At 72.4% G+C, this 15,181-nt stretch carries 13 protein-coding genes; 6 read left to right on the forward strand and 7 right to left on the reverse strand.

What is annotated here, in order from left to right; translation table 11 throughout:
• Positions 1 to 29: 29 nt before the first annotated feature.
• Positions 30 to 692 carry a DUF4232 domain-containing protein gene (locus tag OHA34_RS14990; RefSeq protein ID WP_329521973.1) on the reverse strand — a complete coding sequence of 221 codons (663 nt, stop codon included), beginning with the start codon at positions 690 to 692 and terminating at the stop codon, positions 30 to 32.
• A gap of 62 nt (positions 693 to 754) precedes the next feature.
• Positions 755 to 1,717, reverse strand: coding sequence for a hypothetical protein (locus OHA34_RS14995; RefSeq protein WP_329521974.1), 963 nt, complete (start codon positions 1,715 to 1,717; stop codon positions 755 to 757).
• A 146-nt stretch (positions 1,718 to 1,863) separates the two neighbouring features.
• Here OHA34_RS14995 and OHA34_RS15000 point away from each other — a divergent pair, with 146 nt between their 5' ends.
• On the forward strand, positions 1,864 to 3,645 hold the full coding sequence (locus tag OHA34_RS15000; RefSeq protein ID WP_329521975.1) for a hypothetical protein: 1,782 nt from the start codon (positions 1,864 to 1,866) through the stop codon (positions 3,643 to 3,645).
• Between the two features lie 13 nt (positions 3,646 to 3,658).
• On the opposite strand, the gene OHA34_RS15005 is transcribed toward OHA34_RS15000, so the two are convergent.
• Positions 3,659 to 5,206 (reverse strand): FAD-dependent oxidoreductase, encoded by a 1,548-nt coding sequence (locus OHA34_RS15005; RefSeq protein WP_329521976.1) that lies wholly within the window; start codon positions 5,204 to 5,206, stop codon positions 3,659 to 3,661.
• A gap of 397 nt (positions 5,207 to 5,603) precedes the next feature.
• On the opposite strand from OHA34_RS15005, the gene OHA34_RS15010 reads away from it, so the two are divergent.
• Positions 5,604 to 6,683, forward strand: coding sequence for a sodium:calcium antiporter (locus tag OHA34_RS15010; protein WP_285941738.1), 1,080 nt, complete (start codon positions 5,604 to 5,606; stop codon positions 6,681 to 6,683).
• A 35-nt stretch (positions 6,684 to 6,718) separates the two neighbouring features.
• Here the strand turns inward: OHA34_RS15010 and OHA34_RS15015 are convergent, their stop codons facing one another.
• Complete coding sequence (locus OHA34_RS15015; protein WP_285941740.1) at positions 6,719 to 7,453, reverse strand: DUF4097 family beta strand repeat-containing protein; 735 nt, start codon at positions 7,451 to 7,453, stop codon at positions 6,719 to 6,721.
• 246 nt (positions 7,454 to 7,699) lie between these two features.
• Here OHA34_RS15015 and OHA34_RS15020 point away from each other — a divergent pair, with 246 nt between their 5' ends.
• Positions 7,700 to 8,524 carry an SAM-dependent methyltransferase gene (locus OHA34_RS15020; RefSeq protein ID WP_285941744.1) on the forward strand — a complete coding sequence of 275 codons (825 nt, stop codon included), beginning with the start codon at positions 7,700 to 7,702 and terminating at the stop codon, positions 8,522 to 8,524.
• A gap of 70 nt (positions 8,525 to 8,594) precedes the next feature.
• Here OHA34_RS15020 and OHA34_RS15025 read toward each other — a convergent pair whose 3' ends face one another.
• Positions 8,595 to 9,659, reverse strand: coding sequence for a methyltransferase domain-containing protein (locus OHA34_RS15025; protein WP_329521977.1), 1,065 nt, complete (start codon positions 9,657 to 9,659; stop codon positions 8,595 to 8,597).
• 295 nt (positions 9,660 to 9,954) lie between these two features.
• On the opposite strand from OHA34_RS15025, the gene OHA34_RS15030 reads away from it, so the two are divergent.
• Together OHA34_RS15030 and OHA34_RS15035 are read left to right on the forward strand one after the other, a co-directional pair.
• Positions 9,955 to 11,289, forward strand: a complete 1,335-nt coding sequence (locus tag OHA34_RS15030) for an XRE family transcriptional regulator (RefSeq protein ID WP_285941746.1) — start codon at positions 9,955 to 9,957, stop codon at positions 11,287 to 11,289.
• On the forward strand, positions 11,286 to 12,278 hold the full coding sequence (locus OHA34_RS15035; protein ID WP_329521978.1) for an XRE family transcriptional regulator: 993 nt from the start codon (positions 11,286 to 11,288) through the stop codon (positions 12,276 to 12,278). The genes OHA34_RS15030 and OHA34_RS15035 overlap by 4 nt, the downstream gene beginning before the upstream one ends.
• 58 nt (positions 12,279 to 12,336) lie before the next feature.
• Here the strand turns inward: OHA34_RS15035 and OHA34_RS15040 are convergent, their stop codons facing one another.
• Together OHA34_RS15040 and OHA34_RS15045 are read right to left on the reverse strand one after the other, a co-directional pair.
• The gene (locus tag OHA34_RS15040; RefSeq protein ID WP_285941750.1) at positions 12,337 to 12,933 is read right to left on the reverse strand and encodes a TetR/AcrR family transcriptional regulator; all 597 of its coding nucleotides are present in this window, start codon (positions 12,931 to 12,933) and stop codon (positions 12,337 to 12,339) included.
• A 76-nt stretch (positions 12,934 to 13,009) separates the two neighbouring features.
• Positions 13,010 to 13,672 (reverse strand): hypothetical protein, encoded by a 663-nt coding sequence (locus OHA34_RS15045; protein WP_329521979.1) that lies wholly within the window; start codon positions 13,670 to 13,672, stop codon positions 13,010 to 13,012.
• Between the two features lie 515 nt (positions 13,673 to 14,187).
• Here OHA34_RS15045 and OHA34_RS15050 point away from each other — a divergent pair.
• A complete protein-coding gene (locus tag OHA34_RS15050) occupies positions 14,188 to 15,177 on the forward strand; it encodes an alpha/beta hydrolase (protein WP_285941756.1) in 990 nt (329 codons plus the stop codon).
• The last annotated feature ends 4 nt before the right edge of the window (positions 15,178 to 15,181 follow it).

Genomic DNA, 15,181 nt, shown 5'->3' on the forward strand with positions numbered 1-15,181 from the left:
AACTCCGGGGCGGCGCGGTGGACCGCCGGTCACGTCCCCTGGACCGAGGTCACGGTGAAGGTGTCGCCGCAGACGTGCGGCGAGGTGGTGCGCAGGGTCATCGCGGCCTTGGAACCGGGCGGGTACACCTTGAGCAGGCCCGGCTCCTCCCAGCAGCCGTCGCCCTTCACGCCTTTGTTGAGGGTGTGCAGGGTGACGTGGGCACCGCCGCCGGGCGCGATCCTCACCAGGCCGCCCGCCGGGCCTTCATGGGTCGCGGGCCGGCCGATGGTGCTGCCGTCGCCCCTCAGCAGCGACACCCCGGGGTACCCCTGGAGCGTGCAGTTGTGCGAGCCCTTGTTGGTGAGCCGCAGCTCGTAGCGCAGGTTGCCCGCGCCCACGTCCGACATGCCGAGGTGAATCCCGAGCTGGACGGACGTGCACCGCGACGAGGCGGCCCCGCCACCACCACCGCCACCGCCCGCGGACGCGGAGTGGGGCGCGGAGTGGGGCGAGGAGGTCGACGCGGAGGCGGTGCCGCCGGTGGTGCCGCCGGAACCGCCGGCGCTGTCGTCGTTACAGGCGGACGCGCCGAAGGCGAGCACGGTGCAGGCGGCGAGGGTCACGCCGGAGCGCCAGCGGCCACGGGCGGTTCCGTGGAGGCGGGGGGCGAAGGAGGAGGGCGCCGGGGGCGTCTGAGTGTGTTCAAGCACCCTCCTCCATTGCTCACTCGCGACCTGAAGGGAACACCCCGCCACTTATCGTGACTGATTCGTTATTGCCGGTCTCCCAGCTCCTCGATCAGCCGCCGGTAGGCCTCGAAGGCCGGCTTGGGCGTGTAGTCGTCCCGCAGGAGCCCGAACCGGTCGAAGATCCCGGTGCCCGCGCTGTCGGCGTCGCGCAGGCTGAAGAACGAGTACCCGGTGAGGTTGAGCTCGTCGCGGAGCCCGGCCAGCGTCCGGACGACCTCCTCGACGACCTCGGCCTGCCGCGCCTCGCTCCGGTCCGGGCCGGTGGGCCAGCCGTTCTCGCAGACGCGGAGGGGCACGGACGGGTCGATGCCGGCCTCCCGCAGGCCGCCGTCCCGGAACGCCGTGACCACCCAGGCGGTCGCGTCCGCGAGCCGCTCGGGCGGGACCGGCCGGAAGACGTCGGGGAAGAAGTCCAGGCCGACGTAGTCGAGCGACCGGTGGAAGCGCTCGTCCGCGAGCGCGCCGAGGTCCTTCCAGAACGTGTCGGCGGGGTCGAACGTCGGCACCGCGTTGAAGCCGACGCCGAGGTCGTGCCCACTGGCGAGCGCCTCCTCCTTGGCCGCGATCACGCCGTGCACGAGGGCCTCGCGCACGTTCGGCGTGCTGCCGTCCAGGACGGGGAGCACCGCGTTGGGCTCCTCGCAGATCTGGACCGTCGCCAGCCGCGGCCCTTCGTCCCGCACGGTGGCCCGGACGAAGTCGAGCCAGCCGTCCAGCGCGCCGGTCGGCTCGCGGAACGTCAGCACCAGGTCGAGCCTGCGCCCGCCCTCCAGGTAGCGCTCGGGCTCGGCCGGGGTGGGCGGGGCGTCCGGCGCGACGGTGGCCGCGAACGGGCGGTACGCGCGGACCGTCAGGGTCCGCCCGTCCCCCTGGAGGCGGCGCAGCGCGTCGTTGATCAGGTCGGGGTCGTCGGGGCGGACGGGCTCCACGGCTCCCGTGTCGCTGCCGAGGAGTGCACCGGGGTAGATGCCGAAGGCGAAGGTCATGCACCCACCCTAGGACAAATCTTGGAGTCACTGCAATTTTGATGTGACGCTAAATATGGCCCCTGCTCCAGACCCGCTGCCGGAGCCGGATCGGGTTGCCTCACGGCCCCGGCATGATGTCCGGGGGCCGCCCTACGGTGGGCGGTATGAATGATCCACTCCCCCGGGCCGACGCCGTCCTGCCGGATGAGGACACCCTGCGGATCCCCGACGCGTGGCGGGAGGTGCTGCACCCCCGGCGCGGCGGCGCGGCGCCGTCGCCCGCGGTCGAGCTCGACCCCGCCGCGCCCGGCGAGCTGCGCGCCCGGACCGCAGAGGCCCGGCCGCTGCTGGAGCGGGTGCTCGGCCACGAGCGGAGCGCCCCCGATCTCGTCGAGGCGGCGCGCGCGTACCTGGCCGGCAAGGCCGATCCCGTCGGCGCGGCGGTCGTCACGCTCATCGTGCGGTCGCGGCGCGTCGACGGCCGCCATCCCGCGATCACGACGTGCGTCGACGCCTGGACCGCCGAGCACGGGCTCGCCTTCGCCGCGTGCGCGTGCGCCGAGCTCGACCAGGTGTTCCCCCGGTTCTACGACGTGGAGGGGGGCGCGCCGGTCACCGCCAACACGTGGGCGTCGATCCATTGGGCCGAGGGCGAGACCGGCAGGCGGATGCGGGCCCTGCTGGCCGCCGCCGGCGACGCCGACTACGCCGAGGCCGTGGAGCGGCTGGCCGACCACCGCCGGACGCCCATGCAGCGGGCCGCCGTGTCCTTCCTCGTGCCGACCCGGCAGGACTGGGTGGACGAATGCTGCGCCGCGCCGCCCGTGCACGGGACCTACCGCACTTACGGCACCTCCGGCGCCCTGGCGCTCTGGTGCTCGCTCGGGTCCGCCGAGCAGATCGCGCGGCTCGGCGACCAGGCGGAGCTGGGGAATCTCGAGCGCTCCCTCGGCGTGCTCGCGACGGTCGCCGAAGGCGTCGGCCCCGCGATCGCCCCGCTGCTGGCGAGGACGCTCGACGAGGAGTCCGAGGCGAGCAACCGCGGGGCGCTCCTCGACGTGCTCGGCGCGCTCCCCACCGACGAGGCGTTCCGGCTGGTGGGCGAGCGCCTCAACCAGCAGATGGTGCTGGTTGCGGCGGAGGCGATGATCGAGCGGTTCCCGGTACGGGCGCTGCGCCTTCTCCCGCCACTCACCACAGGCACCTCAAGGCGGGCGCGGCTGGCGTCCGGCCTCCTGAACGCGCACCTGGCGGCCCGGCCCGAGCTGCTCGCCGCGGCGCTGCCCGGCCTCCCGGACGAGGCCCGCTCGATCGTCGAGGACGCCTGGCGGGCCAGGGCCGACGAGGCCCCCGAGCGGGACGTCCCGAAGGCGCTGGTCGCGGCGAAGCGGAAGGCCCCGCCCGCGTGGGCGGCCCCCGGCGCGCTCCCGCAGGTGCTGCTCCGCGGGCGCGAGCGGGCCCTGCCCGCCGAGGCGATCGGGCATCTGGTCACCGCGCTGGCGAAGGCGGGCCCGCGCCGCGCGCCGGCCGCCCCTGTCGCGGCGGCGCTGGAGGCGTGCGATCCGCGATCGCTGGCCGAGTTCGGCTGGGCGCTCTTCGAGCGCTGGCGGCTCTCCGGCGAGCAGCCCACGATCGGCTGGCCGGTGGGCCAGCTCCGCTGGACCGGCGACGACGAGACGGCGCGGCGGCTCGGCTCGATGGTGCGGTCCTGGCCCGGCCAGGGCGCGATCAAGGTGGCGCTGGGCGGGGTGGACGCGCTCACCGCGATCGGCTCCGACCTCGCCCTCGTGCAGCTCCACGGGATCTCCGAGAAGGCGCGGCCCAAGCGGCTGAAGGATCGGGCGCGGCAGGCGCTGGGCGAGGCCGCCGCGGAGCGCGGACTCTCCCGGAAGCAGCTCGCCGACCGGCTGGTGCCGGGTTTCGGGCCGGCCCCCGGGGGAGCATGACCCTCCCCAGCGGTCAGCCGGGCGGCGGCTCGATGGACTGGCGGTTCCGGAACACGTTGAGCGGGTCCCAGCGCTTCTTGACCTTCTGGAGCCTTGGGTAGGCGTCCTTGTAGTACAGCGTCGACCACGACTGGTCCGAGCCGTTCCACTCCGGGAGGTTCAGATCGGTGTCGGGGTAGTTGATGTAGCACCCGTCGCTGGGGCCGCCGACGGTGGGCACGCCCCCGGTCGCCGCGAACGTCGCCTTGTAGGTGTCGCGGATCCAGGCCATGTGCTCGGGCTCGTGGACGTCGTGCTCGGTCCAGTAGACCTGGTATTGCAGCTTCAGGATCGAGTCGCGCTGCCGCGCGGCGGTGTCGCGCGGCGGCCGGTTGACGGCGCCGCCGTAGGAGTCGACCTGGATGATGGCCTGGTCGTTCTTGTAGTCCTTGTACCTCTCCTTGCCCAGGTAGGCCCACATCGCGTCGATCTGCTCGGGGGCGAACGGCTCGCGCAGGTACGCCGACTTGTACTTCCCGCAGCGGTTCTGGCCACTGCCGTTCAGCGCCTGGGTCGCCGTCAGCCAGGGCATCACCCGGGGGATGTCCATGTGGACGACGGCCGGATGCTCGCCCATCGCGCCCTCCATCGCCCGGGACCTGGGCGCGATCCGGTCGTCGACGGCGGCCAGGAACTCGCGCATGGCGGCCGGCCCGGTGCCGTCGTCGACGTCCACCTGCGCGAGGAGCCCGATCTGGCCGTTGCTGACGTGGGTGAGCTTCAGAATCGCGAACAGCCGGCCGGCCGCCGTCCCGGGGTCCTGATGGTCGCGGAAGTACTCGCCGAAGGCGGTGACCAGGGTGGCGAACTCGTCCTTGGTGAAGTCCTTCCAGTCCCAGGCGAGGCCGGTCAGCAGCACCTGGGCGGGCGGTTCGGGCAGATCGCGGAACCAGAACCGGGTGACCACCCCGAAGTTCCCGCCGCCGCCCCCGGTGTGCGCCCACAGCAGCTCGCGGAGATCGCGGTCGGTGTCGTCGCGGGTCGCCAGGACCAGCTCGACGGAGCGGTCGGCCCGGACCACCGCCACCTCCACCGCGTACAGGTAGTCGACGGTGAGCCCGTACTGCCGGGACAGCAGCCCGTAGCCGCCGCCGGGGATGTGGCCGCCGAGACCCACCGAGTAGCACGAGCCGCCCGGCAGGGCCGTGCCGCTGAGCGGGTAGAGGTGGCTGTAGACGTGCCAGTTCGTGGCGCCGGCCTCCACGCAGTACGCCCGCATGCCCGGGTCGTAGGCCACCGCGCACATCTGGCCGATGTCGAGGATCACCCGGACGTCGTCGCCGCAGACGAAGTCCTCGTAGCAGTGCCCCCCGGAGCGGACGGTGATCCGCGTGCGTCCCGGGTCCGCGGGCCTCTCCTTCACCGCCGCGGCCAGCGCCGCGCGGACCTCCTCGGCGGAGCGCACCACCCGGACGTACTCCGGATCGGCGATCCAGCGCTGGTTGAAGCCGCGGCTGAGCGCGGGGTAGCGCTTGTCGTCCGGCCGGACGGTCGGCTGCGGCTGGGCCGGGCTGTCGGTCATGGAGTCGCCTCGCGTGTCGGGGACGGGATGTCGCGGGCCCCCTTCCCGTGTGCGACTCTGGGCAATCGATCAGTGACAAGGTGTTGACCGTCCGGGAAGGGGCGGGGCTCCGGACGGCGCCGCCGCCGGTCCGCCGGGCTCGTCCCGGAAGGCCGATGGGGTAGTCTTCCGAGCGTTTGTGAAGGGGAGTAGCCCTGCGAACCGGTCGTCGACATGCTGGAGCCCTCGCGGCTCCCGGTGGCCGGGCCCGGTCTGACGACGGGCGGGCGAGACCTTCGGTCCCTTGTCGACGTGAGTGTGCGGCGTCGCCGGAGGGGTCGAGGTCGCGGGCTCCCCGGATGCGCCCCTGAATTCTCGCCCCCGGCGGTGACCGCCGGGAAGGCTTGAGGTGGCGGGCGTGGTGCATTTCGTCCTGCTGGTCGCGTGCGCGGTCGTGATCTACCTGTCGTGCGAGTGGTTCGTCAACGCGGTGGAGTGGCTGGGGCAGCGGCTGAACGTCGGCAAGATGGCGGTCGGCACGATCCTGGCGGCATTCGGCACGGCGCTGCCGGAGTCGGTGGTGACGCTGGTCGCGGTGACCACCGGCGGGAGCGACGAGGCCAAGGACATCGGGGTCGGCGCCGCGATGGGCGGCCCGCTGGCGCTGGCCACGGTCGCGTACGCGGTGACGGGCGTGGCGCTGCTGATGCGCCGCCGCAAGCTGGCCGCCTCCGTCCCCGCCTCGGGCGGGCCGTCCGGGCAGGGCGACACCGGGCGGGGCCAGAGCGAGGTGCTGACCGACCCGGTGCACGCGGCGCGGCTGGTCAAGGACCAGCGGTGGTTCCTGGCGGTGTTCGTGTTCAAGGTCGCGCTCGGGCTGGTGGCGTTCGCGTTCAAGCCCTGGCTCGGGCTGGTGTTCTTCGCCACCTACGCCGTGTACTTCTGGCGCGAGATGCGCGGCGGCGACGAGGCCGCCGCCGCCCTCGAGGGCGAGCACGAGGAGGACGACGCGCTGGAGCCGCTGAAGATGCAGCCGCGCCGGGCCGCCCCGGCGACGTGGGCCGTGGCCGTCCAGACGCTGGTCACCCTGGTGGTGATCTTCTTCGCCTCGCAGTTGTTCGTGCACCAGCTCGACGCGATCGGGCCGATGATCGGGCTGCCCGCGGCGGTGACCGCGCTGCTGCTGTCGCCGATCGCCACCGAGCTGCCCGAGATCATGAACGCGATCATCTGGGTCCGGCAGGGCAAGCTCAAGCTGGCCCTGGCCAACATCTCCGGCGCGATGATGATCCAGGCGACCGTCCCCTCGGGCCTCGGGCTGCTGTTCACCGCCTGGAAGTTCGACGGCGCGCTGGCCTGGGCCGGCCTGATGACCATGGTCGCGATCGTGTACCTGCTGGCGACCATGCGGGCCCACCGGCTGACCCCCGCCCGGCTGGCCTTCGCCGGCGTCTTCTACCTGGTGTTCGCGGCCGGGCTCGTCCCGATCCTGAACTAGCTGGGACGAGCCCGTCCCGCCGAGGTGGCCCGGCGCTACGCGGTCTTGACGGTGATGGCCCCGTTGCTGGTGGTCAGGTCGAGCCGGTGGGCGCCGGCCGGGTCGTCGGCCACCCCGATGTGCTTGCCGCCGTGGCTGGTCTTGGCCGACACCCGGTAGCGGCCGGCCGGCACGGTGACCTTGATGGCGCCGTTGGACGTCTGCGCGCGGACGTCCGACGGCGTGGCCGGGGCCAGGTCGATCGCGCCGTTGGACGTCCGGGCCTCGATCTTCCCGCCCCGCAGCCCCGTCCCCCTGATCCGGCCGCTGCTGGTGCGGACGCTGACCGGGCCGCCGGTCCCGTCCAGGGTGATCCGCCCCGACGAGGCGGTCACCCGCACCCCGCCCACGGCGGACAGGGTGATCGCGCCGGACGACACCCCGCCCGTCACCGGGATGCCCGCCGGGATGTCGGCGGTGTAGCCCACCGAGCACCGGTCGCCGCAGCCGCCGAGCACCAGGACGCCGCCCTCGACCCGGTGCGTCGGGCCGTCCGGCCGGTGGTCCCGGTAGCTGACCGAGCGGTGCAGGGTCACCTTGGCCAGGCCCTGCCTCCCGTGCAGCGCGATGCCGCCGGACCGGTTCTCCAGCCGCACCGACGTGATCTTCCCCGGCACCGCGGCGTCGTCCTCGAACGTCGTCCGCTTCCACGGCCCGTCGCACGCGCCGACCGTCCCCGCGCCGAGCGCGACCACCGTGACGGCTCCGAGTACGCGGAGCTTCTGGCGCATGGATCTTCCCCTCTTCGTGCCGCCCGGGCCGGGCGCGTCCACCTGAACGTTAGGGAAGCGGGGCCCGGACGGGCACCACGCTGCGGAGCCATCCCCCTCTGGCTCGCAAGTCTCACCACCGGGGCATCCGGGTCATCCCGGCGGTGGACCGGCCGGGATTCGGCGCCGGACGGTAGCCCTGGTGATCATGTGCGTGGAATCATGAACGCGCAGCACACCCCCCGCCCCTGCCCGCGAAGGCTGGTCATGCGCCCCAACGCACAGCAACCGCCACCGCTCGACAGCAGCCGCCCGTCCCCCGCTCGCATGTACGACTTCTTCTTGGGCGGCAAGGACAACTACGAGGTCGACCGGCAGGCCGGCGCCCAGGTCAAGGCGGCGCTCGGCGAGGTGATGTCGCACGACATCGTCTGGGAGAACCGCCGCTTCCTCCAGCGCGCCGTCCACTTCATGGCCGAGGCCGGGATCGACCAGTTCGTCGACCTCGGCACCGGGCTGCCGACCCAGGGCAACGTGCACGAGATCGCCCAGGAGGTCCACCCGGACGCGCGGGTCGTCTACGTCGACAACGACCCGATCGTGCTCGCGCACGGCCGCGCGCTCCTGGCCACCAACGACACCACCACGGTCATCACCGCCGACGTCCGCGAGCCCGGCACCATCCTGGAGCATCCGGACCTGCGGAACCTGATCGACTTCTCCCGGCCGGTCGCGGTGCTCTCCGTCGCGCTCTTCCATTTCATCGGCGACGCCGCGGACCCCGCCGGGATCGTCCGCGCGTTCCGCGACCGCATGCACCCGGGGTCCCACCTCGCCCTCTCGCACCTCACCGTGGACGGCCCGCCCGCCGACGAGGTCGCCCAGGTCGTCGACGCCTACAAGGACGCCACCAGCCCGATCGTGTTCCGCCCCCGCGACCGGATCGAGCCGCTCTTCGACGGCTTCGACCTCGTCGACCCCGGTCTCGTCCGGCCCTGGCAGTGGCGCCCCGGCTACGGCCCCGCCGGCCCCCGGACCGAATGGCTCTACGCCGGAGTCGGCCGCCTGACCTCCGGCGGCGTGCCCGGCTGACGGTCCCACGCCGCGCCCATCGGCGGCCCTGAAACGGTCACCGACATCGACCGGTTCGAGGCGCGAAGCGTCATCGGCCACCGCCACGGCCTCTGACGCCGGCCGGGCCGTCCGGCGAATCCAGCCAGACGCGCTGCCCTTCCGGCGTCACCGTGAGGCCGAACCGTGAGGGTCCCGGCCTGCCGGATCCCAACCACCAGTCATAGGCCAGCTCAAGCTCGTCCCAGAGTCGGCGCGGCCCGTGCTGGCATACGAGGTGTTCGCCAGGGCCGGGCGTGACGGCCGCCCATGATCCGGTCTCGAACTGCGACAAGCGGAACGTGTGGCCGCCGTCCTGGTTCAGGGTCCTGCCGTCGGTGACACCCGGGAGCCTGGTTCCCACCGCGAACCTGGCAGCCGACCCGGCCTTGAACACCTCGCGAGGGAACGCTCGGGCCGTGCTCTGAAGGTAGTCGCCTTTGTCTACATCATCTCGCCATGGCACATGTCTTGGCCGTTGCTCCCGCAGACGCATGAAGGCAACGGTGCTGGCGAATCGTCCATCAGCGGTGCCATCAGCGCGCGCGGTCAGCGTCAGCAGTACCCCGCCCGGGAAGAGGTCACTGCCCCAAGGCATGAGTATCCGTCCGTGCACGGCGCTCTGCGCCACCCAGGTGTAGGGGACATCCCGCACCGAGGCCGTCACGATTATGCGGTCATAGGGCGCGTTCCCCGGATAACCGGCGATGCCGTCGCCGTTGATGACGGTCACCGAGAATCCCGCGTCTTTCAGGGCGCACCTGGCATGGTCGGCGATCTCCGCATCGACCTCTACTGTGGTCACGTTCTCCGAACCGGAGATCTCCGCCAGCATCGCCGCGTTGTATCCGGTCCCGGTCCCGATCTCAAGTATCCGCATGCCCGGTTCCACCCCGAGCGCGCCGATCATTTCCCGCATGACCGACGGGGCACTGCTGGAGCTCGTGGGCTGTGCACCCATGTCACGGGCACCCTCGTCCACCTGCGTGATGACCGCCTCGTCACTGTCACAAAGCCGGGCCCACCCTTCCGGGTCGGCCTCCCGGTGCAGAGGGATCATCCAGCCGTCATCACCCCACACCCATACCGTGTTCGGGATGAACTGCCGCCTGTTCATACCTCTCCAGTCCCCCCACACCCGGGACAACTCCGAGTTTCCTGACTTCGGCCGTCTTTTCCATCGGCGTCGACGACGATCGTTCCCGCTCCGCCACACCGCCGACACGTACCCTTTTTGCCATGCTTGCCCATTTTGTCGACTCCCTTCCCGTACCGTCGTTTAAAGGTCGCGCACCACGCGCCCCGACACTCACTCAAGTCAAAGCCCTGCACGACGGTTATGGAACACCGACAATGACGTCACTGTGGGGATGCACCATTGTGTCCCCCGCGTGCCGGAGGGTGCCGATGCCATGACCGAACAGCAGCGCCCTGCCTGGGCCGCCCGGCTCGGAGCCGAACGCGAAGCGCGCGGATGGGGCAAGTTCGCCATGGCCCGCCACCTACTGGCGGCCGTGGGGATCGCTCCCAGCCCCCAGAAGGTCAAGACCCTCACCCGGCAGATCCTCGGATGGGAGAAAGGCAGCCACTTCCCCCGCGACTGGGCCGCCGCCTACTCCGCCGCGTTCGACATCCCCGAAGACGAGTTGTTCCCCGCCCCGCCCCATGGCCGTCCCGCGACCCCCGTGGGTACCGTGGATCAAAGTCCCACTCCCGACCAGGGGGACGACGACGTGAAACGCCGCGCGGCACTCCAGCTCATCACCGCACTCGGCGCCGGAGCCGCCGTCCCGCCCGGCGTCCTGGAAACCATCTTCGCTGGGATCGAGGATGCGCTGGGCGACCCGATTGACCTCGCCGAATGGGAAGCAACCGTTCACGAGTACGGCCAACTGCTCATCACGCAACCGAACGGCACACTGATCAGCGCTCTGACAGCCGACATCATCGCCGTGGGAGAGCTCCTCAGACGTCACCGCGGCAGCCCGGACGCGTCCGGGCTGCTGCGGATCAGCGCCGGACTGTCCGGCCTCCTGGCGATCGACCTCGGCGACGTGGGCGACAAGCGCGCCGCGCGCGCCTCCTGGAGCATCGCCAAACGCGCGGCGGACGCGTCCGGTGACCGTGACCTTCGGGTCTGGGTTCGCGGCCGGGCCGCGCAGGACGCGGTGTGGGCCGGAAGACCCAGCGCGGTCGTTACCGACCTGACGAACGCGGCCATCGGGATCGCAGCCGGGGCGCCTTCGGCCGGACTGGCACGCGCGCATGCCGCGCACGCCTACCTCGCGGCCGACCAGGGCGACGCCGGCCGAGCGCACGAGTCGCTCGGCGCGCTCAAGCGAGCCTTCGACCGACTGCCCGACGCCCCGGACGACCAGTCCGTCCTGGCCTACCGGGAGAGTCAGCTCCGCTGGGCGGAGTCCTACGTCCACACCAGGGCGGGGGATCGCAGAGCGGCCACGACGCTGACCCAGGCCGGTGCCCTGTACCCGTCCGATGCGCTGGGCCCCGTGGTCAACCTGTCGCTCATGCGGGCCATCTTGATGATCAAAGCTCGCGAGATCGACTCCGGACTCGAAACGGCCTTGGCCCCGCTCCGCAGTCGGCCGGTCACGGTGGCCGGTGGGACGAGCCAACTGGTGAGGCAGATCTTGCGGGCACTGCCCGACCAGGCCCGGGCGCTTCCGGCCGCGCGCGAATTGCAAGCGCTGACTGCCAGGGCGAGACCCCAGAGTACGACGACGTGAAACGCCGCGCGGCACTCCAGCTCATCACCGCACTCGGCGCCGGAGCCGCCGTCCCGCCCGGCGTCCTGGAGGAACTGCTCTCCGGTATCGACCGCGTCCTCAGTCTCGACACCGATATCGAGGAGTGGGAACGGGTCGTCCATGACTACGGCCACCAGATCTACCGGCGGCCATTCGAAGCGCTGGCTCCGGCATTGACCGCGGATATCGTCGCTGTGGGCGAACTTCTCAAGCAGGGCCGTCCGCCCCGCCAGCAGGTCGGGCTGTTGCGGGTGAGTGCCGGGCTCTCGGGCGTCCTGGCCGAAACGCTCAGCAATCTCGGGGACGACCGCGCGGCGCGCCGGACCTGGCACACGGCGCGCCGAGCCGCCGACGCATCGGGCGACCGGACGCTACGGGTCTGGGTGCGCGGCCGAGCCGCCCAGAACGCGACGTGGACCGGCATCTCGCACCAAGCCGTGATGACCATGGTCGGCGACGCCGCCCGTATCGCGAACGGCACACCCTCATCAGGGCTCGCACGTGCTCATGCCGCCGGTGCCTACACGGCCGCGTTCCACGGCGACCACGCCACCGCGCACGAGAGTCTCGACATGCTGAAGCGCACGTTCGACCGGCTACCCCATAGTTTCAGCGAACCGACCGTGCTGGAGTTCCGAGAAAGCCAATTGCAGTGGAACGAGGCGTACGTCCGCACCGTCACCGGCGATAAGAGCGCACTGAAGGCGGTGGACGACGCCCACCTCCTCTACCCTCCGACCGCGGTAGCGCCGATCACCAATCTCCATCTGATGCGCGCCATCGACCTGGTCAAGTGCGGCGGAGTGCGGGAGGGGCTCGAACTGGCCGTCACGTCGCTCAGCGACCGTCCCCGCCCGGTCATGGCCACGCGCCAACTGGTCGGCCAGATGCTGGGCGCCCTCCCCCACCCCGCCCGAGCGCTTCCGGCCGCGCGGGAACTGCGAGCGCTGGCCGGCGTCCACCCGTGACGTCAGGGCGCGGCGGGTCGGCGGGTCTCCGCGGACCCCGGCGCCCGCGTCCACCCGGTCATCGGGCCTCAGCGCGGGACGGCGGGCGGTCGTCGTACCAGGTGCGGTAGGACGCGTCGAGCGAGTCAACGAGGCGGTCGAAGGCGAAGCCGAGCGGGCGGGCCAGGCCGAACCCGCCGGCCGCCTCGAGCGCGACGAACCCGTGCAGCGCCGCGCGCAGCATCCGGATCGCGTCGGTCGCGTCGTCGCCGGTGATGCCGTAGCCCTTGAGCGCGGCGGCGATGACGCCGACGGCCGCCGCACCGGCGGCGAGATGGTCCTCGTCGCCGGGGCGCGGGGCCCACACGGTGGTGGCGTAGCGGCCGGGGTGGGCGGCGGCGTACCCGCGGTAGGCGGCGGCGATGGCGTGCAGCGCGTCCCGTCCGGACAGCCCGACCGCGGCGCGGGAGAGGACATCGGTGAGTTCGCCGACCGCGAGGACCGCGATGCCCCAGCGGACCGCGTCGAGGCTGTCGACATGCTTGTACAGGCCGGGCAGCGACACCCCGCAGCGCTTGGCGACGGCGGCGAGGGTGAGCCGCTCGAGCCCGGTCTCGTCGGCGGTCGCGGCGGCCTCGGCCACGATGCGGCCGGGGGTCAGTCCAGCGCGGGGCATGTCGTTCTCCTCGCCGTCTCCGCGGAGGGTCGGGTGCCTGGACGATCTCGCACCCGGCCCGCCGTCCGCACGGCGGTCACGCGGCGGGACGGGCGGCACGGGCCACCGCGAGGGCGCTTCCGGTCATCCACACCAGCAGCAGGGGGCCGGAGACGTAGGCCACGGGCGCCAGTGCGGGGACGAGCAGAAGGTACCCCAGACCCGAGACGGCGATCGACACGGCCAGCGCGAGCCCCGTCCAGCGGAGCCGGCGGGTCAGGACGGGCAGCGCGGTGAGGGCCAGGGCCGCGAGGAGGAACATCTTGGCGCCGTCGCCCCGGTTGGAGACCTCCAGGAGGGTGCCGGCCAGGCCGGTGTCGCCGTTCGGCACCGCCGACGCCGACAGCCACGCCCCGCACGTGAACTGGACGAGCGAGAGGAGCGCGGCGGCGAGGCCGAGCGCGCGGAGGGCCGTGGCGGTGCGGGCCGTGGCGGCGGCGCGGGCGAGGGCGAAGGAGATGACCGCGATGCCGATGGCGGGCAGTCCCTCGGAGAACAGGTACTGGGCGAAGAGGGCGCCCTCGCGGCCGGTGACGGTGTCGACGATGGCGGTGCCGGTGGCGTCCACGTCCAGCATCGGGGCCCCGACGAGCATGCTCGTGATCCACGAGGCGGAGAAGGCGACGCCGACGGCGCCGGTGAGGGTCCCGAGCGCGCGGAACCGCCCGCCGGTGCCGGTGTCCGTGGTGGCGGTGGCCATGGTCTCTCCCTGGAGCCGTTGGTTAATGCAATTAACCTCGAGTTAATCGAACTAACCAAGATACGCAAGGGCGCCGGCGCGGACAGCCCGCCCACCGCTCGGCGGGGGACGGCCACCCCGGGGCTCGGGCGGCTCCGGGCGCACCCTTCTCCCCAGCCGCAACTCCGGCGCGTTCCCTGGGCCATTCGCACCTCGACGATACCGAGGGCACTTGCCTATATCTTGCCGGCGCCCGCGCATATCCATGACCTTTTTCCTTCGGATTGAACTCGCCCATAATTGGGAATATTCGATAGCAAAGGATCGGACGGCCGAAGACGGCACGGCAGCCGCGACGATGGGCGCGACCAGGGCTTTCCGGTTCATGATGCCTGCGCACTCCGGCCGGGGGCTCATCACGAGCGGGCGGCCCGGCCGAGGAGCAATTCAGCCGCCGGGCTCGACGGAGCCGCTGACGGCGCTCCCCCTTCTGAGGGCCGGACCCACCTGACCGGCCGTTCACGAAAGGTCCCGCATTGGGCCGTCATTCCACCCCGGCCGCGCTGTTCGGGGTTCTCATCCTGCTCATCCCGCTCGTCATCACCGGCCCTGCGGCCGCGCCCGCGTCCGCCCGTCCGAGGGTGGCCGCGGACGGGGCCGCGGTCGTCGCCGAGACGGCCGCCGGGCCGCGCGCGCTGGACCTGACGGTCCAGTCGCCGGCCATGGGCGGGCGGCAGAAGGTGCGGCTGCTGCTCCCGCCCGGCTGGGCGCGGGACGCCGCCCGCACCTGGCCCGTGCTGTGGCTGCTGCACGGCGGCGTCGACGACTACACCGCCTGGACGCGCGACACCGACGTCGAACGGCTCACCGCCCGCTCGGGCGTCCTGGTCGTCATGCCGAACGGCGGCTCGTGCGGCAACTACTCCGACTGGTGGAACTACGGGCGGGGCGGGCCGCCCGGCTGGGAGAGCTTCCACATGACCGAGCTGCGGCAGATCCTGGAGCGCGGCTACCGAGCTGGGACGGAGCAGGTGATCGCCGGCAACTCCATGGGCGGCCTCGGCGCGATGCTGTACGCGGCGCGGTTCCCCGGGGCGTTCCGGGCCGCGGCGTCGTTCAGCGGCTACCTGCACACCCTGGACGGCCACCGGCCGGGGGACGATTCGACGGGCTGGGGGCCGTCGTTCTCGTGCCCCGGCACCGACTGGCGGCGGGTCTGGGGCGACCCCGACGACCAGGCCGCGGTCTGGCACGCGCACAACCCGTACGACCTGGCCGGACGGCTGCGCGGCGTGCGGCTGTGGGTGGCCGCCGGCAACGGCGAGCGCGGGCCGCTCGGCCGGCTGCCCTTCACCGACCCGGTGGAGGCCGCCGCCGGCGGCCAGGCCCGCGCGTTCGCCGGGCGGCTGGAGGCGCTGGGCATCCCGGTGACCACGGACTTCTACGACGGGCAGCACGACTGGCCGTACTGGCAGCGCGAGCTGCACCGCGCCTACCCGGCGCTGCTCCAGGCCCTCGGCGCCTGACGCC

Origin of the sequence: Spirillospora sp. NBC_01491 (genome assembly GCF_036227065.1) — a bacterium.
Lineage (GTDB): Bacteria > Actinomycetota > Actinomycetes > Streptosporangiales > Streptosporangiaceae > Spirillospora > Spirillospora xylanilytica.

Coding starts and splice junctions, on each gene's coding strand:
- OHA34_RS14995 (WP_329521974.1), bottom strand. CDS start 1,717: ATGACCTTCGCCTTCGGCATCTACCCCGGTGCACTCCTCGGCAGCGAC.
- OHA34_RS15000 (WP_329521975.1), top strand. CDS start 1,864: ATGAATGATCCACTCCCCCGGGCCGACGCCGTCCTGCCGGATGAGGAC.
- OHA34_RS15005 (WP_329521976.1), bottom strand. CDS start 5,206: ATGACCGACAGCCCGGCCCAGCCGCAGCCGACCGTCCGGCCGGACGAC.
- OHA34_RS15015 (WP_285941740.1), bottom strand. CDS start 7,453: ATGCGCCAGAAGCTCCGCGTACTCGGAGCCGTCACGGTGGTCGCGCTC.
- OHA34_RS15020 (WP_285941744.1), top strand. CDS start 7,700: ATGCGCCCCAACGCACAGCAACCGCCACCGCTCGACAGCAGCCGCCCG.
- OHA34_RS15025 (WP_329521977.1), bottom strand. CDS start 9,659: ATGAACAGGCGGCAGTTCATCCCGAACACGGTATGGGTGTGGGGTGAT.
- OHA34_RS15030 (WP_285941746.1), top strand. CDS start 9,955: ATGACCGAACAGCAGCGCCCTGCCTGGGCCGCCCGGCTCGGAGCCGAA.
- OHA34_RS15040 (WP_285941750.1), bottom strand. CDS start 12,933: ATGCCCCGCGCTGGACTGACCCCCGGCCGCATCGTGGCCGAGGCCGCC.
- OHA34_RS15045 (WP_329521979.1), bottom strand. CDS start 13,672: ATGGCCACCGCCACCACGGACACCGGCACCGGCGGGCGGTTCCGCGCG.